The sequence below is a fragment of the Syntrophales bacterium genome (assembly GCA_023229765.1).
In the GTDB taxonomy this organism is placed as follows: domain Bacteria; phylum Desulfobacterota; class Syntrophia; order Syntrophales; family UBA5619; genus DYTH01.
The window spans coordinates 12681-33314 of sequence record JALNYO010000010.1; the positions used below are offsets into that span (position 1 = coordinate 12681).

Genomic DNA, 20634 nt, shown 5'->3' on the forward strand with positions numbered 1-20634 from the left:
ACATATTAACGGTAAAACGGCAAAAATTTAATGCCCGTAAGCTTGCTCTTTATCCGCATGTTCATTGAAATAATTGGCGATGGTGTCCAATAATCCCTTTACGGAAAATGGTTTTACGATATAACCGACAAGCCCTGAATCGATTGCTTTTTCTTTGTCGCTTTCCATCGCAAAGCCGGTTAAAGCGAAAATGGGAATGTCTTTTAATTCCTGGTCATTCTTGATGATCCTGGCAGCGCTCAAGCCGTCCATGCCCGGAAGCTGAATATCCATAAGAATGAGATCCGGATGATGTTCCCTTACCAGACGAAGTCCGGTTTCCGCGTCCTCTGCCTCCAGTATCTGATAATCTCCCGTCTGGAGAACAGCCCGCATGAGTTTCATGTTCATTGCGTTGTCTTCTACTACCAGGATGGTTTTCTCTCCCATAGTGCGGCCTCCTTATAATTACTCGGAAAGTTTATAAATACTCGGTCTTATTAATCTAGCTTATCCCTCCTATTGTCAAGCCAAAAAATATAACACTTACCGGCAAACCGGGCAGAGCAATCAGCGGGCTTGGCGCCTTTGGTTATGATAACCGAAAATTGACCAGGTAAGGGGAGTAGTGATAACCCAAAATTGACCACCCAAATGGCTCACTTTGAAAAGACCGTTGACAGCAAATACTGGTTGGAATCGATCCGCTCCGATTTGTAGCCATAAAAGCGCCGGAGCATTTGTTCCATCTGATTCTGAAGTTTGGTTAACTGCCACCTGGGTAATTTTTCGAGCTTACGGGTGAGCTCCGCAATATGGGCATCCTTCTGCACGGTGATTTCGAGGAGCTGTAATTTTTTTTGCGTGATGAGCTCCATGGCCTGTGAGAGTGTCGATATCATTTTTGTATTTATAGCACATAAGATATGTTATATTAGTAATTTATGTTAATATTGGACATCTTTTCCCCACTTTTTTCGGCACGCCCCCGCCAGTAGCATGGACAAATCCCGCCGCTCGATGAGGCCATCAGCAGGGCATATTTTGGGTAGAGTGAAATGGCCCCGCTCCAGGCGTTTGTCCCAGAGGGCAAGGCCGTCCCGATCCCAGTAGCGGAACTTGACCATCCCGCGGGTGCGGTTGACAAAGACGAACAGGGAACCGGACAGGGGGTCTTCATCCGGATCGGAACGGACAATGCCACACAGATCTTCGAATGATTTGCGTATGTCGCAGACACCGCGGAACAGATAGATGCGGGTGGCCGACGTCGTGCCGAACATCGCAAGCCACCGTTCAGCGTTTCAACGACAAGGCGCAGGGTTGTCAGGGATAATTTCGGGGATGAGGCGGCCAGGCTGCCTCATCCCCGAATCTTGAATCCATTCTTTTTATTTGGTTTCAAAGACGGCTTCTGCAGATTTTCCTAATACAAACTCCAACTCCTCTTCCGTGAACTTAATATCGGTTTTCGGTTCTTTGATGGCGCTCACCCACTCCGCTTCTGGAGTCATAACGTTCGGATTAGGAAACCCGCTGCCAAACAGAATCTTTTCGGGCCCCACACTATCGATTGCCTCTCTCAACCATTGATAAAAATTGTCAGGGTTTAAGCGCCAGAACCCCTGGTACTCCGAAAAATCTAAATAGACATTGGGTATTACGGCAGCCTCGATCGCTTCACGCCTGTATATTCTTGTACCTGCGTGGCCAATCACAATCTTGAGTTCAGGGTATCTGAGGGCTGTATTGGCGATAATCACAGGATGATTGTAGTCCCAATGGGCGATTTCCTTTCCTGAGTGAATGATCATCGGCACTCCCCAGTCGATGCATTTTTCATAAATGGGGAAGCAAATCGGATCATCAGGGCGAAATCCGGAGGGCGGCATGAAGTAAAAGCCTCTCATCCCCCAATCTTCAATGGCCTCTTTCGCGAGGTCAAGAGCATTTCCGCGTCTGGGATCAAGTGCACAAACCGGAATGAACCGCCCCTTATGTTTCTTTGCGGCATCGGCATGGGCTTTATTCTGCTCTCTTACGGGAACTTTTGGCTCTCCCGTGATAGCAGCCCAATCCACAGCGAAAATGACTCCCTTATCAACCCCTGCCTTATCCATCATTTCAACCACATGATCGCCTTCGGGATCAACCACCGACGGCTCCATTTTCATCAACATATCCCGGAAATCGGTAGCAGTCTTTTTTGTACGATGCACCCGGTTATACTCAGTAATGTACATCGTCCAGACAAACTTTAAATACTTGCTTCTTACCCAGCCAGGTCCACTCAAGTGCATATGTGCATCAATAATCATTTTTTCCTCCTTATATTCTTCTAATAATGAGTCAATCCCGAAACCATTCCTGTAAACACCTCACTAACTAAAACAAAAAGGCCTCTCTAAATCCATCTATTCCGATGATCGGCTACTTCTTGTCAATCTATTCTTAAAATATCACCACTATTATACAGATTTTAAGGCTTACCCTTTTCGAAAAAAACCATTGTATTGAGTACTTTAAAACGGAAAATCCCCTATTCAGGTGGACTGCCCCAGCGGCCAGCTGAATCTATTAGATTAGCCTTGGGACAGCAGTGATAAATTATCTCCTTTCATCTCCTTAAATTTTGCTTTATTGCATTCCGTATCCAAACTGATACTTTCCCTTTAAATTCGCAATGAGGCTTTCCGACCCTCATTAAGTTTAACGCATGAATAATAGCGATGCAGCGCTCACAACCAGCACTCTATTGGCATCGTTGAAGCTCTCAGGCCGAAACGTAATTAAGCTTCTTTTTAATATCGTCCACTAATGAGCTTTTGTCCAGTTTTTCCGCCTTCGTGAACGGCATTTCCGCTATGAATTCAATTCTTTCAGGGAATTGTAGGACAGACGCCTTTCTTTCTTTCAAGTACGCAATGATCTGATCGAATGTTAGATCGGCCCCTTGCCTGGGTTGAATATAGGCGCAAACCCTCTCGCCCATCACCGGATCAGGCATGGGAATCACTGCAACAACGGCAACCCCGGGGTGACCAACGAGCAGGCTTTCGATTTCGGTAGCGCTGATGCTTTCGCCGCCCCGGTTAATCATCTCCTTGAGACGCCCGGTGATCGTAACGTTTCCTGATTCGTCAATCCTGGCAACATCGCCTGTTCCAAACCATCCCTCTTCATTAAAAGCCCTTTTATTCTCTTCGGGCGCCTTATAGTAGCCGGTGAACACGCCCGGCCCTTTGATGAGCAGCTCTCCGGAAGTATTCGGAGGAAGTTCTTTGCCGGTTGCATCAACTACCCTATAACTATCATAGGGGCAAGTGGGTCTGCCAACAGTGTGGAGGGAAATCTGGGGATCATCATCGGAACGGGTTATCGTGGACTGACCCTCTGTGCCGCCATAACCGTTAAAAAAGACAACCCCGAGCTTTTCCCGCACCCCTTTGATGATCTCCGGCATGCTCACCCCGCCCCCGCAATGCATCTTTTTTAACGAACTTAAGTCATAATCCTTGAGACACTCGGAATCGATTAATCTTTTGGCCAAGGTAGGAACCCAGACAATTGCGGTCGCTTTCTCCTGTTGAATCTTTTGGCATACATCCTCCATGCCCAGGGAATCCAAAAAGACCATTTTTCCAAAAGTGAAAATACTCCCGCCGAGGCCCTTGGTGAATGTCAGGTCATGCCCGATTGGACCTGCAAGCAGGCAGGTGTCATGAACATCCATTTCCCATGCTCTGGCCGCGTATTCGATGCCGCAGATCAGGCTGTTATGGGTGCGGGGAACGACTTTAGGCAAACCGGTAGTCCCTCCCGTAGGCCCCATATGGGCTACCTGCATGGGATCAGGCCGACTCTTTGCCAAACTGACAAGCTCTTCTTCTGTGAGCTCGGTTTGTTCCATCATCTCGTCGAGATTAAACATATTCTCGTGTTTTCTTCCCCTCACGAGAATAACATTTTTAATTTGCGGATTATCTTTCCATACATCTTTTATCACGGGTATATAATCGGTCTTTTTGTATTTCTCGGGGACAATCCAGGAGGTTGCGCCGGTGAGGCGGAAAAGGTGATTAATTTCATAGGGCCGATACTTGTCGATCAATAAAACCGGGATAGCACCGATCTTCTGGAGGGCAAAATAGGAATAAACGAACTCCTGCCAGTTCGGCAGTTGGAGCAATACCCGCTCCGTTGTTTTTATCCCAAGTTTCTGTAGGCTGACAGCCAACCGGTTGACCCTCTCCCTGACCTGGGAATAGGTAAGCCGACTCATATCATCCACCAATGCTTCTTTTTTCGGATAAATATCTGCCGCCTTATCCAGTATGTCGCCCAAAGTCAGCCCAGACCACCAGCGCAAACGGGTGTATTTTTCCGCATCCTCTTGGTTGTAAGGGGTAAATCCCGCTAAGTATTTCATCATTCCTCCTTGCCTGCGATCGCTTTTACCTTATTTATGATTTCATCAAAGGAAGAGCCTATCGGGAATACTTCCGCCACTCCCAGCGCCTTTAATAAAAGAATATCCTTTTTAGGAATCACTCCGCCTATGACCAAAGGGATTCCCTCGGCGCCTCTTTCCTTCAACTTGGCCAGCAGTTCTTCGGCAACCTCCAAGTGAACGCCCGACAGGATGCTCAAACCTATGATATCGACGCCTTCCTGAATGGCGGCGTTAATGATTTGCTCCACTTTTTGGTGGCGACCGGTATAGATCACTTCCATACCGGCATTTTTTAGCGCCATGGCTACTGTTTTGGCGCCTTTGTCATGACCATCCAGTCCAGGTTTCCCGATGAGAACTCGAATCATGGATTCACTCTCCTTGCTATATTACAGAATAACCGACTCTTGATGCTCTCCAAAAATCTTCCTCAGCGTGTCGCTGATCTCCCCCACTGTCGCATATTCTTTGACGGCGTCCTGAATGAAGGGAACCAGATTCTCTGCACTTTTTGCCTTCTCTTCCAAAACCAGCAATGCCCTTTCTACCTTCTTGTTGTCCCTTTCCGCCTTTACCCGCTTCAATCTTTCTACCTGCTGCCTGCTCATATTGAGATCTATGTTTGTCAGGACAATTTCCTCATCCTGTTTCTGCTCATCGACAAATTTGTTCACACCGACAATTACCCTCTCCCCGCTTTGCTTTTTCTTCTCAATTTCGTATGCGCTTTTCAGTACATCCATCTGAATTTTCCCTGTTTCAATACAGCGCAGCATGCCTCCCGCCGCATCTATCTCATCAATCACGGCTTTGATCTCTTGCTCCATCCTGTTGGTAAGGCTCTCCAAATAATAGGAACCTCCCAGGGGGTCAGCCACATTGGCAATTCCTGTCTCGTAGCCGATGATCTGCTGCGTTCTCAGGCTGAGCAGCGCCGATTCCTCTGTGGGAATCGTGTAGGCTTCATCGTAACTCAGGATGCTGGCTGACTGAGCGCCGGCAAAAACAATCCCCATCATATCAATTGTTGCCCGGATGATATTGTTAAGAGGCTCCTTGGATGTTGCTTCCCGCGCTGACGAACCGCAGAAAAGCCTCAGCATCATCGATTTAGGGTTCTTTGACTTAAATCTTTCTTTAGCGATCCTTGCCCACAATCGGCGGGTTGCCCTGATCTTGGCAATCTCCTCAAAGAAATCCAACCCCACAATGAGATGAAAGGCAATCCGGGGGGCAAAATCATCGATGCCGATCCCCCGTTTGAGCACTTCTTCGACATAGGTTATCGCGCTGGAAAGACAATACGCTGCCTCCTGGATGGCATTGGCGCCTGCCTCGCGCACATGGTATCCTGAAAAATTAATGGTATTCATCCGGGAAACGCGGTCTTTGCAAAATTCGATTATGTCAACAACCAGCCGGATAGAGGGTGTGGGCGGAAAAATAAACGTCCCCCGGGCAATATATTCTTTCAGAATCTCATTCTGCAGGGTTCCTCCCACTTTGGACAGAGGGACTCCCTGTTTTTCCGCCACGGCAAGGTACATTGCCAAAATAATGGCCGCAGTCGCGTTTATGGTGAAGGATGTGGTGATTTTATCGAGGGGGATGCCCTCAAAAAGGATCTCCATATCCCGCAGCGTGTCTATCGCCACACCCACCCGGCCTACATCCGCACGGACCAGCGGATTGTCGGAATCAAACCCCATTTGGGTAGGGAGATCAAAGGCCACACTCAGTCCCGTCTGTCCCTGCTCCAGAAGATATTTGAACCGCCTGTTTGATTCCTCTGCATCGGCAAAGCCGGCATATTGCCGCATGGACCAAAGATTTCCGCGATACATCGAAGGATAGATGCCCCTGGTAAAGGGGAATTGTCCCGGGAATCCCAGGTCCTGGAGATAGTCTGAACCTTCAAGGTCCGCGGGCGTATAAACCACCGCTGCTTCAATTCCCGATGAAGTTTTTGCCGGGGAAACAGGATTTTTGGCGAGCTTATCCTTTTCCCATAGCTCTTTTTCTCTCTTTATCTCATCCATAAATCTCACCTTGCCTGCAATCTGTCTTTTGCTCAGCGGACCCTCTTAAAAAAATATCCCCTGAGCCAATTGCAAAACTCCCAACGCTGTCATTCCCGCAACGCTTCTGGGCGGGAATCCAGTTTTTAACTATTTTAAATCATGGATGCCCGACAAAAGCATTCGGGCATGACACGGAGTTTTGCAATTACCTCCCCTGATTTAAAAAAAGTCCCGAAAAACATCGCCGCAGCCTGAGGATGGCTGCTTTTTGCCCTCAGGCAGGCATATTGCCATGTTTTTTCCAGGCGCGGCCTGTATCCTGCTTCGTTTCCAGAAGATTTAAAGCGCTGATTATTCTTTTGCGGGTATCCTGCGGATGGATCACCGCATCAATGACCGATCGCGAAGCAGAATGATAGGGGGTTAAATAAGTTTCCTGATATTCCGCTATCTTCTCCGCGAGAAATTTACCTGGATCTTTTAGCGTCTTAAGTTCTTTCCCGTACAAGATCTGTACGGCAGCCTCGGCGCCTACCATCTGCATCTCGGCAGAGGGCCAGGCAAAAACCTGATCGAAGCCGATTTGATGGACACCCATGGCGGGAATGGCCCCCCCGTACATTTTACGGATAATACAGGATATTTTGGGGACGGTGGCTTCCGCCCAGGCATAAAGCATCTTCGCTCCATGGCGGATGATCCCTGCATATTCCTGATTTGTTCCGGGAAGAAAACCAGGCACATCCACCAGGCTCACCAAAGGGATATTAAAGGCATCGCAGGTTCTGATAAACCGAGCGCTCTTATCCGAGGCGTCGATATCAATGCATCCGGCGAATATTCTGGGTTGATTGGCGACGATTCCCACCACCTTGCCGCCCATCCGCGCCCAGCCAATGATGATGTTTCTAGCATAACTTGCTGAAACTTCGAAGAAATCCCCTGAGTCAACAATTGCCTTGATCACCTTTTTCATATCATAAGATTTCTTCATATCCGTGGGGACAATCTCCAACAATTCTGGAGTTTTGCGATCGCTTGGATCCGAAGATGGTTCTGAAGAGGGACGTTCTTTATTATTCTGGGGAAGAAAACTGAGGATTTTCTTGATCAGATCGAGGCAAATTTGGTCGTTGGCCGCAGTAAAGTGGTCCACGCCGGAGCGGGTGCTGTGAACCTTGGCTCCGCCCAAATCCTCAAAAGATACCGCTTCTCCGGTTACCTCCTTGATTACGGCGGGGCCCGTGATAAAGACATGAGACGTTTTTTCAACCTGAAGCACAAAGTCGCAGAGCGCGGCTGAATAGGCAGAGCCTCCCGTGCAATCTCCCATAATCGCGGCAATCTGCGGAATAACGCCTGAATTCATCACATTTTGGTAGAATATCTGGGTAATCCCATATACATTATCCATCCCTTCCTGAATCCTTGCGCCGCCTGAGTCGTTAAGGCAGACCACGGGAACCATCATTTCCCTGGCGAGCTTCAGAATATAATGAATCTTCGCGCCATGAACCTTTCCAGTCGAACCGCCCAGCACTGTAGCGTCCTCCGAGTATGCAAAAACCTTCCGCCCCTGGACGGTTCCATAACCTGTCACCACCCCGTCTCCGAGGAATCGCTTCTTCTCCATGCCAAAATCGTTGCACTGGTGCTCGGCGAGCATATTCAGCTCCACAAAGCTTTCTGGATCAAAAAAGTATTCAATCCTCTCCCGGGCAGTCAACTTCCCCAGCTTGCGCTGCTGCGCCAGCTTATCCGCCCCACCCCCCAGCCGGGCCTTCTCCTCCATTGCGGCGAGTTTTAGCACCGCTTCATCCATAGGTTTATGGGTCATTTTTCTGCAAACTCCTTCTTATCCATATATTGTATAAGTTCCACCAAAACCCCCCCGGCGCTTTTGGGATTGATAAAAGCCACTAAATCCTTGTGGGCGTTCAAATAGGGCTTTTCATGAATGAGTTGGACCCCCTTCGCCTTCAGCTCCGCCAATTCTGCATGGATGTCCTCCACTTCAAAGGAGAGGTGATGAACCCCTTCTCCCCTTTTATCGATGAACTTTCTCATTACCCCCCCAGGGGCAGTTGATTCCAGCAATTCAACATCTGCATTTCCCAGAGAAATAAAAGAAAAACGGAGTTCTCCAAAACTCTCCGGCGCCGAGCTTTCCCGGGAAAAAAGTTTTCCATAGAGTTCTATCGCATTTTCAAGATTCTCGACCGCAATGCCGATGTGAGAAACGCCTTTGATCATCATGTTGTCCTTTCTGAAGTTATCTGCATATCCGCCTGCTCATTTTATGAGATTGGGCAAGATGAGAGCCAAGCGGGGGAAAGCCATTATGATAAATGCGTTAACGACCATGGCCGCCAGAAAGGGGAGTATTCCTTTAAAAATCTTTTCGAGGGGAATATCCGGAGCAATTCCCTTGATGACATAGACATTGACCCCTACCGGCGGAGTAACTACCCCCATCTCCGCGATCAAAACAATAATGACTCCAAACCATATCGGGTCAAAGCCAAGACGCATCACCACCGGATATATGACAGGAACAGTCAGCACTATCAAAGCCATGGAGTCCATGAAACAACCACCTACAAAGTACATGAAAATGATTACCCCCATGATAACCATGGGCGGCAGGGGAAGGGTTTCAATCCAATCCGCCAAAACAAAAGGAATCGTCGTCACAGCCATGAAATGGCCAAATACGATAGAACCGGTAATAATGCTGATAATCATGCAAGATATATATAATCCATCCTTCGTGGCCTCGGTAAATATCCGCCAACTCAGTTGCCGCCTTGCCAAGCCAATCACCAGAGCCCCGGCGGCTCCAATGCCTCCCGCCTGGGTCGGCGTAAACCATCCGAAAAACAGTCCGCCAATTACGAGGCTAAAGAGAATCAGGGCTTCAATAATACCGGACAGAGCCTTCCTTTTTGTCTTGAAATCAGTTGCGCCCCCGGCCGGAGCAATGCCCGGATTCCGCCAGACCATCAAAGCCACCACGACAAGAAACAGCAAGAGGAGAATGATGCCAGGAATAATACCCGCCATGAAAAGCTTGCCGATGGACTGTTCCGTCATGATCCCATAGACTAAAAAGATCGTGCTGGGAGGAATGAGAATACCCAGCGTGCCGGCGCTGGCAACACATCCCGTGGCAAAGGAATCATCGTAATGATACCTCTTCATCTCTTTCAGAACGACCCTCCCGATCGTGGCGGCAGTAGCCGCTGTCGACCCGCAGATGGCAGCAAACATGCCCGAGGCGACAACCGTGGCAAAAGTCAACCCCCCGCGAAGATTACCTAAGATTGTATAAGCGGCATCAAAAAGCCTTTTTCCAATCCCCGCCGCAAAGGCAAACGAGCCCATCAGGACAAACATCGGAATCGCACTCATCTGGAAGTTGGAGAATTGCTCGAAGAAGTCCATGGCCAGAATTTTGAGACCGGCATCCCAAGAACTCAAATAAGAGAACCCGATGAATCCTACAAAAGCCATGGCAAAGGCAACGGGCATCTTGAACAAAAGGAGAAAAATGAGAGCGCCTACCCCTATGATGCCTACACTAATTGGATCCATTGCCGAATGCCTCCCTTAAGGATTTGATGATTTCCATCAACAGGACCAAACAGACCGGAATGCACGAGAAGGCAATAAAGTAAGCAAAAGGATAGAAAGGAACCGGTATAGATGATCCTATCTCTCCCCCTATCTGCAAAGTTCGGCCATAAAGATAGCTTCGCCAGAGAAGCAAAACGAAGAGAAGCAATGACAGAAATGAACCGATAGCTGTGATCACCCCCCGGGTGCGTTTTGGGAACCTGTCAACGATAAACTCCACTCTTATATGCATACCAATGACGAGGGTAACAGCCAAGGCAGAAGCAATGGCTAAGACCTGAGAAAAGCTGATGATTTCAATAACCCCCGGCAGAGGCCATTTGAAAAGCTTGGCCCCGACCACATCTACAAAATTGGCAAGAAACATCAAGAGAAAACCTGCGACTCCAATCCACTCAAGGGAACTACTGAATCCCCTCGTAAATTTATCCATCCGGTTTATAAAGACACCCTTTCCCATTTATGTCCGCTCCTTTGCCATAGCTAATATTTCCCCTTTGCCAGCGCCTGCCTGCTAAGAGTGATTATCGTTCATCCTCAAGTTTGTAACCTGAGGATGAACGATTTCGTTTATCTTGTCATTCATGATCAAAAGAATTTTCCGCACACAGCTTAGGCGACAATTACTTTATCCGAATCTCTGACGGACCGGTAGATGATTTGATCCCTAATTCTATCTGTTTTTTGGTCCAATAATCAATTCTCATCCTTGCATAATTAATCCATTCCCGGACATCCTTTTCTTGATGTCCTTCGGCGACCATTGTTTTTACATATTTTTCAAACACTGGTTCAACCGCCTTTTTCCATTTCGCCATCTCCGCACTCGACAACTCTATAAATTGCAGCCCCTTCTCCTTGCCGTAATTTTTCCCGACAATATCTATTTCATTCCACATGGCGGCAAGTTTTTCCTGAAATGGATATTCGTTAAAGATCTTCTGAATATCCGGGGAAAGTTTGTTCCATGAGTCTTTGTTCATCACCAGGAAAAAAACATCAACCTGGCCGATACCCCATGATTCAGTCACATACTTCGCGACTTCAGCTAATCTAAACACCTTCAGCGTCTCCATGGGAAGAATCGACCCGTCAAGCACTCCCTTTTGCAAGGCTTCATAGTTTCCTGGCGCGCCAATAGGTCTGGGTGTCGCACCCAAGGCAGTCACGACATCGCCCACATACCCCTGGCCTTTTAACGTCATCCCCTTCAAATCTTCCATTTTATAAACAGGCTTCTTGGCTGAAATGACTACCTGAACGGGCGCTGCATGCAGGGCAATCACATGGACCTTATCCCATTCCCTGGGCTTGAATTGCTTATAGAAGTCGTCCACTACATGATTTGCTACCCACGCATTGGGGAAGCCAAGCGGCAGGTTAAGCGTCTCGGTTACCTTAAAGCGCCCGACCGTATAGCCAATGTGAGAGATGCCCATGTCGGCAATGCCTTGAAATACGCCATCGTACATTTTCGGGGAAGTTAACAGGGTCTGCGCGGGGAAATAAGTAATCTTCAATTGGCCTTTGGAGAGAGCCTCAATATCCTTAATGAAGACCTCGCCGATTTTGGATTGTTGAGAGGGAGTGGGAAAGTAATTACAGAATTTTAATTGTACGGCGCCCCAAACCATCGAAGGCGCCAATGCAGCGATTAACACCAGAGAGACAAAGATTCCTTTATTTTTCATACCGGTCCTCCTCTTATTTAGAAATAATTGAAATAACTCTTTTCCGCGGACTCTTGACGGATATCATTTCACCGCCTTGCCCCTTGCTCTACAACTTTACTTTATTCCAATCTGATATCAAACCAATTTTTTCAGGGGTTTTATAGATAGCACATTTCACCTTGCACTCCCCTGCCTTTTCATCAATATCGAGGCTTGCCATATATGTTGTCTCATAGCTGAGTTTTTCTATTAATTGATCCAAAAGCATATTGGCAACAGGACAAATATAGGGTTTGATGCCGTCCTTTTTTAGCCGGCTCTCCTTGGGAAGGTGAATGCATCCTTTGATCTTGAGGCTAAGCAGAATGCCTTCCCCGGCTATCAAGTAATCCATTTTCTCAACCAGACCACCGGCAATGATCTCTTTAATGCAGTGAGCAATCACCTCGTCTTCATTGCTTCCCTGGATATTCTTCGCCTGAATGAAATCAACGCCCACCAGTTCCACCTTCCAAGCGGCACAGCCCGAAAGTTCGTGATAGAGAAGCTCCTCCAGTCTGACCAACATATTATTGCAATACTCTAATTTATCCATTTACATTCTCTCCTTCTGCCCAAATTCTTCCCAATAGACAATCTCTGCCAAGCTTTTTTTGGGTCGCGGATGTTTGCGTGCTTCTGCGGGCCAACCTAAAGCGATGTAGGCAATGACCTTGTACTCCCCCATTCCTGTTGGTATTTTTAATATCTTTTTGAACTTGGCCGCATCCCTGGTGCTGGCTACCGGCCCGTGCACCCAGCAGGCGCCCAGCCCGAGCGAGTGAGCTTCCAAAAGCATGTTTTCAGCGCACGCCGAGAGGTCATAGGGAACATCAACCGATCCCTCCATGAGACTCCCGATCACAGCGATAATCACCGGCGCCTGCTTGGCAAACTCTGAAACCTCTCCCGAATACATGAATCGCAAAACTTCAGCCCTTTTTAGGGGATCCTCAATATTTTCAAACCTTTTCTGCATTTCTCCCAAGCATTGCCAGGCGGTCATGCGGGAACCGCTCCCCAGCTTTGCAAGATCCCCAATTCTGTTTTTCGTTTCCTGCTTCCGGATGACGATAAGCCGCCAAGGCTGGTAGTTTTCACCTGTTGCCGCCCAGCGCGCCGCTTCCAAAACCTTGTCAATTATCTCATCTGGTATCGGGTCCGTTTTATAGCGTCTTATACTCTTTCTGGTTTTGATCACCTCTAAAATGTCGCCCATGCACTTTCCTCCCAACCCTTTTTAATATTCTTAACCGGGTAGCTTAAATTATTTTATTGTTGTTTCTTTAGAGCCAATTGCAAAACTCCCCATTCTTGTCATTCCCGCAACGATTCTGAGCGGGAATCTGGTTCTAACTGCCTGAAAAACCATATTCCCGATAGAGACATTCGGGAATGACAAATGGTTTTGCAATTGCCTCTTTATTTTTAACTTTATAATCTTTCTGTATAATGAATGCAAATCGAATGCCAAAAGAAGGGGGTAAATTTGGGAGTATCTTTCCTAATGGTTAAATGCTGTTGAGCAGATAAAAGAGCGGAGATATTGCTCGTCATGTAAAACATGCATGTGGCATACTACAGTTATGCTTCGCAACACATATGTTGCATGCAACATATGTCCCGGCGGTGAAAAGAATTTTTCCTCATATTCATCGTAACGTTTCGTTAATAATTAGCAAATATCCATAACATCTCCCGGGCAAATGTCGAAACATGTGACCGGGAGATGTATGTTTTTTCGTCTATAATATTACGAAAACTGTTTTTAGAACCTGATATACTTGCTTGCTTCTTTTACTATTTCCGGCGGCTGATTGAGGACAAAGTCGATCCGTTTCAAACATTCCTCAGGTGGTACGTACTTAACTTCCATCTGGGCCTTCTTCACGGCTGCCAGAAGCTCAGGGTCCTTGAGGGCCTTGGCCATGCCTTCCCGCAATATTTTCATTACATTGGCCGGGGTTCCCGGAGGCGCCACATAGGGACGGCCAACGCCATCGGTGGCCGAGCGCATGGCCATAATGGTCTTGCCAATCTTATCCGTTACCAGATCTTCATCAACCGGCAGATTTTCCGTGCCTTCCCCTGCGTATTTACCTCGAATCCAGAGACGCACCAGCCCTCGGTCAACATAGCGTTTAATGGAGGTCGAGGAAGCCCCCCTTCCGTCAACCTCTTTCCGCTCAATAGCCAGCATGACTTCGGAACTTGCCGGGTAATTTATCGTCTTGACATTCATTTTAAGATATTCCTTAAGGAGAACGACAAACTGGGTATTGCTGTCGGCCGGTCCTCCCGCGCTGCCAATCATGATCGGTTCCTTCGATTTTAAAACATCATCGAGCGTCTTAAAGGGAAGGTCGGCCCGCAGGGCGAGTGTGGCGCTTTCTTCCGCGGCTGACCCCAGCCATGCATACTTCCGCAGATCAAACTGGACCCCCGGGGCCTTTAAAAGCTGCGCAAAAGGCATCCCCCGGTTAAAAATTCCGAATGTTAGTCCGTCCGGCTTGGCTATGTTGTAAAGGTTGTTGGCGGCAACCATACCGGCCGCGCCGGTCATGTTCTGAACAAGGATTACCGGTTCCCCTGGAATATGTTTGGGCATATATTTTGCCAGAATTCGTGAAAGTTGGTCATACCCACCCCCAGGCGAGAACCCAACTATCAGGGTGATTGTTTTCCCCTGATAATAGGGGGCCGCTGCAAAGGAATCCCGGCAGACAAAAAACGCCCCAAAAATAAAAAATACAGCCAGTAAGTACAACATCTTTTTCTTCATAATTTTTTCCTCCCTTTTAGAATAAACATCATATTGCCACTTTCCGCCTCAAATCCTGCAAGAATCTCACTCATAAACACCGCCCCAGACGCCTGCCCTTATCGCCTGCTAAATTTTTTCCAGTAATAGGTCCACAACATGCTGAGTTGAGCCGTGGCATAGTTGTTCGCGCTTATTTTCTTTGCCGCGGCCTCGGGCATTCCGCTCGGATTGCCGGACAGCGTTGCCTGCAGGTGTTCCTTTGCCGCCTCTTCGAAATGAAGGGCCATCAAGACTGCCTCTTCCACCGAATTTCCAACAGTAGTAATTCCGTGATTTTTCATCAAAACAATCGGGGCGCCGGCCAGAGTTTCAGCCAGCTCCGCCCCTTGCTCTTTTGATTGAATCAGCCCCGCGGACCTGTACAAGGGGAGCTTTCCGGTAAAGCGGGCTCCATGCTGGCTGATTATGCGAATCTTTCCCCTGAAAACCGACGAAAGGAGTATCGAATTATAGGGATGAACATGGACAATAGAAAAAACATCTTTCCTCTTTCGATAAATTTCGAGATGCAATATCAATTCGGAATGAATCCTCCCCTTGCCTTCCAGCAGGTTCCCATCCAAATCCACCCCCTGAAAATCCTCCGCCTTAACCTCCTCAAACCCGACACCCCAAGGCTTGATGTAGATCCGGCCATCGGCTGTTTTGGCCGTGATATGACCCCGGCTTGCATCCTCCGCAAGACCTTCCATATATGCTATCCTATGGGCCTGCTCCAGTTTGAACCTCAATTCTTCATTCATAGCGTCTTCCCCTCTATATTTAAAGCACTCCCAGAACTCTTAGACCCTTTTGTATGAAACCTTCCATGAAGGGCACATTCAGAAACCAGACAAAAAGCCCATAGAATATGACCCAGGTTACTGCCGTGTTTACAAGGGAAAGCACCCAGCCCACGCGAGCCTCCATTTTCAGATAAAATAAAACGAAGAGTGGCACAGCAATGGGAAATCCCGTAAGCAATACCAGCAAGAAAAACCCAAGTATCCATTTAAAGATCGCCAAGGTGCGTTGTTTCTCCACAGCCTTGTCGACTCCCCCGGAGAATTTGAAATCTATTGTCGCGGAATCCTTCTTTTCCTTTTCAAAGATATTAAAAAGAAAATCTGTCAAAGCCAGCAGAAAGAGAGGAATCCCCACAATAATAGGGAAAAGGGCCGTTTCGAAAGGCCACTGAAGCGCCTGGATGATAACGCCGGCCCCGACCAACGTGATACACCCGCTCATTACTGATCTACCGGTGAGATGCATGGGCTGCCTCCTTTTGGTTTAGTCTCCATTTCTGGATGAAGGGGTAAAGGGCAATTCCCACGGCGAAGAGAAATATTACTATTACCTTGGGCCTGTACAACCAGGTCAGCTCATATCGCGTGGTGGAAATATAAAAATAGGTTTCAGCCAGATGCCCGAGAATAAATCCTAATATGAGCGGCGGCCGGGGGAAACCGTAGCGCACCATCAGGTAGCCCAAACCACCGGAAAGCAGCGTCACTATCAGATCGCCGATCGAGTTGCTTGCCGTATATCCCCCGATAAAGGTCAAGAGCAGCAGGAAAGGAATGAGCAGATTCCCCCTGATAGTTGTTATTTTTGCGAGTTTGTTAATAAAGAGCAGACTTATCGCAACTACGGCAATATTTGCGATGACGATAGTCCAGACCATGGAAAAGGTAAGGGGAAGATACTTGGTGAGCATTTCCGGACCGGGCACAACTCCGAGCAGGAGGAAGGCCCCGAGGAGCACGGCCATCCCTGTGCTTGAGGGAATGCCAAAGGCCACAGTCGGGATCAGACCCGCGCCCTCCTTCGAATTCGCTGCCCCGGGACCGATAATGCCCCTCACGTCTCCCTTGCCGAATCCGTCCCTTTCTTCGGAACTTTTGGCGCTCTGGGTAGCATGAGCGTAGGATACCCACTGTGCTACAGCGCCGCCGAGACCCGGCATGACCCCGATAAAGGTGCCAATCAGGCTGCAGCGTATGGTAAGAAAAATATGAGTAAAGGTGTCTTTTACCCCCTGCATGACGCCTTTGCCGAGCTTGCCTTCCGGAAGCTCTCCCGCAATAGCCGAACCCTGAATCGCCAACTCGATTATTTCAGGAATCGCAAAAAGGCCGACTACCAGTGGTATCAGTGGGATTCCGTTCCATAGATAGAGCAGCCCGAAGGTGAAACGGAGGATCCCCCCCTGGCGATCCTGTCCCACAAGGGAAAGCATAAAGCCGAGGGCTGCGCACATGAGTCCGATAAGCAAGGCATGCTTGCCATGGCTGCTCAACGTAGATATGCAGGTCAGCCCGAGGATAATGACCATGAACATTTCCGGCGATCCGAAGGAGAGGACCAGGGGGCGGACAATCGGAATGCATAAAGCCAGAAAGGCCGCTCCAACCAGGGCGCCGATAAGCGCGCTGGTAAGGGCCGCACCCAGAGCCCGGCCCGCTTCTCCCTTTTTTGCCATGGAGTGGCCATCCAATATTATGGCTACGGTTGTGGCTTCCCCGGGCACACCAAAGAGCACGGAGGTAATATCGCCTGTAGTTTGGACAACCGAATGCATTCCCAAAAGAAAGGGGAAGGCCTCACCCGGAGTCATTTTGTAAATAAAAGGCATCATCAGGGCAAGGGTAGTTGCGCCTCCTATCCCGGGCAAAATCCCCACCCAATAACCTATCCCCGCGCCTATGAGCAGGTACATCAAGGCTTTCCACTGCAATACCATAAACAATCCTTCAATAAGCGCATCAAACATATTCACTCCTTAAGTGTATATATTACGATCCAGATAACTGTTTTACCCATATGAACACCTCCCCTTTGGGAAAGGGCACATGGAGGAAGCGTACAAAAATGAAATAGACAAAAGCCCAGACAGTTGCGGTAAGCACGACCGAGATAAGCCATTTCTCACGCTCGCCAAGTTTAAGCTGAATGAAGGTGCAAAGTGGGGCGCCAAAAGTGAACCCGAAAAGCCATATCCCTGCAAGCCAGCCGAAAGTCCAGGCAAAAACACTTGCAGTGCGCCTGTTGACAACATCCTTAGGGAGCCCCGGCTCTGTAACGTCCCTTTCATTCGAATCGATCCTCGCCGAACGCCCCAGCAATTCTAAAACAAACTGGAGCGTGGCAAAGACAAGAACGGCCGTTCCGATTAGCCAGGGGAAAAAACCAGCGGAAAAACTGAACTTCCTGCTTTGCCAGAGCGCCCAGAGAAAGATCACGACCACTGACAGGCTGAAGGCTGCCGCCCAGCCAAAGCGAATGCCTGAGCGCTTACCGGGCTCAGGAGCATCCGGTGCGACTAAGGCAGTCTGATATTCATGCTTTTTCTGCCATTTTGCCTGCAGCAAAGGATAAAGCACGCCCAACACGGTAAGCGCCATGATTACCAATACAGCAGGGCGCATCAGCCAGGATGAGCCGTAACTCTGCACAGCGAGGAAAAGTCTGGTTTCCGCCAGATTGCCGAGAACAAGTCCCAGGATAAAAGGAGGCCGCGGCCAGTCGATCCTTACCATAATCCACCCCAGCACCCCGAAAAAGAGCATGAGCAATATATCCGGGAATGAATTCTTTTCGGCGAAAGTGCCAAGATAAACTAGCAAAAGGATAAGCGGAATCAGCACGCCGCTCCGTATATAGGTGACCTTTGCCAACTGATTCAGAAAAATCAGGCAGACTGCCACGGTGATGATATTCGAAACAACTATGATCCAGACAAAGGAAAAGGTAAGCGAAAGGTGGCCTCCCCTGGCCTCGGGAATAAGCATATCGGGACCGGGCACCAGTCCCTGGATCAGGAAAGCCCCGATGAGAATTGCCATCAGCACGCTTGCCGGAACCCCAAAGGCCACCGTTGTGATCAGGCTCCCTCCCATGGATGAGTTGTTCGCCGCTCCCGGCCCCAGAACTCCCTCCACGGCGCCTTTGCCAAAACGGCTTTTGTCTTTTGCGCCATGCATAGCCTGGGCATAGGCCAGCCACTGGGAAACGGAAGGACCCATGCCGGGAATGATGGCGCAAAAGGTGCCGACGGCGCTACAGCGAATAACCAGCCAGAAGTGGCGAAAGGTATCTTTGATCCCCTCTAACACCCCTCCCAGTTTCTTTACTTTTTCGGTGGCAATGCTTGACCGCTGTATGCCTAGATCTATGATCTCGGGGATAGCGAAAAATCCCATGGTAATGGGAACCAACCCGACGCCGTCCCAGAGAAATACCTTGCCGAAGGTGAAGCGCTGAATGCCGGATTGGGGATCCATTCCTACGGTAGCGAGAAAAAGCCCTATGCCGGCGCCGAGCAGGGCCTTGAGCGGCGTGCCTCCACTGAGAGACGCAATAAAGGTTAACCCGAGGATGGCGAGCATGAAGAGTTCCGCAGAACCGAACGTGAGAACCAGGGGCCGGACTATGGGGATGAAAAGGGCCAGCACAAAGGCGCCGAAGATTGCTCCCACAAGGGAACTCATCAACACCGCCCCCAGGGCGCGCCCTGCCTCCCCTTTTTTAGCCATGGGATGTCCGTCAAGAATCGTTGCAGCCGCGGTAGGCTCCCCTGGGACGCCAAAAAGAATGGAGGTAATGTCGCCGGTCGTACCGAGGACCGAGGCCATGCCCAGGAGCATGGCAAAGGCCTCGACTGCGCTCATCTTGACGATGAAGGGGAGCATCAGCGCCAGAGAGGCAGGCCCTCCCAGTCCGGGCAGTATCCCCACCGTGAAACCAACTGCAATGCCAACCAGCATAAGGGTAAAGGTGGACCAAACAAATATCTGGGAAAAGCCTGAAAAAAACGCGCTGAATAACTCACCCATGAATAACCTCTTATGCGCCAGGAACAACAACTATTCCGTTATCGTACGCCAAAATCATGGCCGTAGATTATTTATAAACGATCTCGCTCAATTTGGTCAGTATGGGCTGGGGCGTATCGAAGGCGGCCATCACTGCCTTCTCAATCTCCTGTCCCGTAACGGCACTGACGGGAAGCCTTGCTTTTTCGCATTCAGCAATGAATTCCTTGTCTTTCATTGTCTTATCAAAGGCGGTGCGGAGGATGTCAACCCTGTCTTTGGGTACGCCGGGACCGAGAACAAAAGGCCGGGAAAAGACATTGTTCAGGTGTATGCCCACTTCGATCAACTGGCGCCCTTCATCGGTCTTTGCAATCTGCATGTCTGTAGGAATCTTGGGCAGGTCGGGCATCGCTTTTGAGACTGCCTGCATAATCACAACAGCATCCCCGGAGTCAAAACGTTTCTTCCAGGCCGACTTCATGGCATCCCAGGAAAGAACGCTTCCGGCCAGCTCTTTCCCCTCGGCGGCCAGTCGGACTTGCGATCCGCCTTTATAAGGGGTTATCAACTGAACCGGGATCGGCGAAGCTGCTTTCCAGATATTAATTATCGAATCGGGGGCATAGGATCCTTTGCCCGTACCGCCCAGTTTGACGGGCGTCTTTGAGGCCATTAACTGATCGAGGGTTTTTATGCCGCTTTCCTTGGTCACCCAGAGCACCGCATTTTCCGCGGCGTGAGAACCAAGATATCCGAATTTCCGGGCATCAAATTCGATGCCCGGCTGCTTCAGGGCTTGAGCAAAAAGGATGCCGCCGCTGATATGGGCGATGGTGAGACCGTCCGGTTCCGTTGCCTTATAGAGCCTGTTGGCGCAGATCAGTCCACCGGCGCCTGTGACGTTTTCAACGATGATGGCAGGTTTTCCAGGTATATACTTGGGCATATGCCGGGAGATAATCCTCGCCACATTATCAAATCCGCCTCCAGCCGAGTAGCCGACCATGATGGTTATCGTCTTCCCCTCGTAGAAGGGCGCCGCGCTGAAACCCATCTGCGGGATCAGCGTAATTGACAAAAGAACCGCCAGCGCACAAAAAAATCTTTTCATTGCACAACCCTCCTTATATTTTGCTGTTATGTAAAGGGGCCTTCCCCCTTCTTCGTCTGCCTTTTGGAATAGCCATCCAATCAGGCACACCCCAAACGGTCA

Annotated in this window: 20 protein-coding genes; all 20 read right to left on the bottom strand. The window is 49.1% G+C overall.

From position 1 onward, the window contains the following. Window positions 1-27: 27 nt before the first annotated feature. A complete protein-coding gene (locus M0P74_07295; protein MCK9363386.1) occupies window positions 28-429 on the bottom strand; it encodes a response regulator in 402 nt (133 codons plus the stop codon). 209 nt (window positions 430-638) lie between these two features. Beyond that, window positions 639-881, bottom strand: coding sequence for a hypothetical protein (locus tag M0P74_07300; protein MCK9363387.1), 243 nt, complete (start codon window positions 879-881; stop codon window positions 639-641). Window positions 882-926: 45 nt separating this feature from the next. Then, the gene (tnpB, locus tag M0P74_07305; protein MCK9363388.1) at window positions 927-1262 is read right to left on the bottom strand and encodes an IS66 family insertion sequence element accessory protein TnpB; all 336 of its coding nucleotides are present in this window, start codon (window positions 1260-1262) and stop codon (window positions 927-929) included. Window positions 1263-1370: 108 nt separating this feature from the next. Continuing rightward, window positions 1371-2297 (bottom strand): amidohydrolase family protein, encoded by a 927-nt coding sequence (locus tag M0P74_07310; protein ID MCK9363389.1) that lies wholly within the window; start codon window positions 2295-2297, stop codon window positions 1371-1373. A gap of 455 nt (window positions 2298-2752) precedes the next feature. Next, window positions 2753-4411, bottom strand: a complete 1659-nt coding sequence (locus tag M0P74_07315) for an AMP-binding protein (GenBank protein MCK9363390.1) — start codon at window positions 4409-4411, stop codon at window positions 2753-2755. Beyond that, window positions 4408-4800: a cobalamin B12-binding domain-containing protein gene (locus M0P74_07320; protein ID MCK9363391.1), complete on the bottom strand. Its 393-nt coding sequence runs from the start codon at window positions 4798-4800 to the stop codon at window positions 4408-4410. Before M0P74_07320 ends, M0P74_07315 begins: the two co-directional genes overlap by 4 nt. A gap of 21 nt (window positions 4801-4821) precedes the next feature. After that, on the bottom strand, window positions 4822-6471 hold the full coding sequence (locus M0P74_07325) for a methylmalonyl-CoA mutase family protein (GenBank protein ID MCK9363392.1): 1650 nt from the start codon (window positions 6469-6471) through the stop codon (window positions 4822-4824). 256 nt (window positions 6472-6727) lie between these two features. After that, a complete protein-coding gene (locus tag M0P74_07330; protein MCK9363393.1) occupies window positions 6728-8290 on the bottom strand; it encodes an acyl-CoA carboxylase subunit beta in 1563 nt (520 codons plus the stop codon). Then, window positions 8287-8709: a VOC family protein gene (locus M0P74_07335; GenBank protein ID MCK9363394.1), complete on the bottom strand. Its 423-nt coding sequence runs from the start codon at window positions 8707-8709 to the stop codon at window positions 8287-8289. Before M0P74_07335 ends, M0P74_07330 begins: the two co-directional genes overlap by 4 nt. 36 nt (window positions 8710-8745) lie before the next feature. Next, window positions 8746-10047 (bottom strand): TRAP transporter large permease, encoded by a 1302-nt coding sequence (locus M0P74_07340; GenBank protein ID MCK9363395.1) that lies wholly within the window; start codon window positions 10045-10047, stop codon window positions 8746-8748. Next, window positions 10034-10522 carry a TRAP transporter small permease gene (locus tag M0P74_07345; GenBank protein MCK9363396.1) on the bottom strand — a complete coding sequence of 163 codons (489 nt, stop codon included), beginning with the start codon at window positions 10520-10522 and terminating at the stop codon, window positions 10034-10036. The genes M0P74_07340 and M0P74_07345 overlap by 14 nt, the downstream gene beginning before the upstream one ends. Before the next feature lie 190 nt (window positions 10523-10712). After that, a complete protein-coding gene (locus tag M0P74_07350; GenBank protein MCK9363397.1) occupies window positions 10713-11780 on the bottom strand; it encodes a TRAP transporter substrate-binding protein in 1068 nt (355 codons plus the stop codon). Window positions 11781-11868: 88 nt separating this feature from the next. Continuing rightward, window positions 11869-12357, bottom strand: coding sequence for a hypothetical protein (locus M0P74_07355; GenBank protein ID MCK9363398.1), 489 nt, complete (start codon window positions 12355-12357; stop codon window positions 11869-11871). Further along, a complete protein-coding gene (locus tag M0P74_07360) occupies window positions 12358-13020 on the bottom strand; it encodes a nitroreductase family protein (protein MCK9363399.1) in 663 nt (220 codons plus the stop codon). Window positions 13021-13569: 549 nt separating this feature from the next. After that, a complete protein-coding gene (locus M0P74_07365; GenBank protein MCK9363400.1) occupies window positions 13570-14583 on the bottom strand; it encodes a tripartite tricarboxylate transporter substrate-binding protein in 1014 nt (337 codons plus the stop codon). Between the two features lie 98 nt (window positions 14584-14681). After that, the gene (locus M0P74_07370; GenBank protein MCK9363401.1) at window positions 14682-15368 is read right to left on the bottom strand and encodes a class II aldolase/adducin family protein; all 687 of its coding nucleotides are present in this window, start codon (window positions 15366-15368) and stop codon (window positions 14682-14684) included. Between the two features lie 19 nt (window positions 15369-15387). Next, entirely contained in the window at window positions 15388-15876 is a 489-nt protein-coding gene (locus M0P74_07375) for a tripartite tricarboxylate transporter TctB family protein (protein ID MCK9363402.1), read from the bottom strand. Beyond that, window positions 15860-17377, bottom strand: a complete 1518-nt coding sequence (locus M0P74_07380) for a tripartite tricarboxylate transporter permease (protein MCK9363403.1) — start codon at window positions 17375-17377, stop codon at window positions 15860-15862. The genes M0P74_07375 and M0P74_07380 overlap by 17 nt, the downstream gene beginning before the upstream one ends. Before the next feature lie 22 nt (window positions 17378-17399). Further along, window positions 17400-19439, bottom strand: coding sequence for a tripartite tricarboxylate transporter permease (locus M0P74_07385; protein MCK9363404.1), 2040 nt, complete (start codon window positions 19437-19439; stop codon window positions 17400-17402). A gap of 67 nt (window positions 19440-19506) precedes the next feature. Beyond that, window positions 19507-20532 (bottom strand): tripartite tricarboxylate transporter substrate-binding protein, encoded by a 1026-nt coding sequence (locus M0P74_07390; protein MCK9363405.1) that lies wholly within the window; start codon window positions 20530-20532, stop codon window positions 19507-19509. Window positions 20533-20634 lie beyond the last annotated feature (102 nt).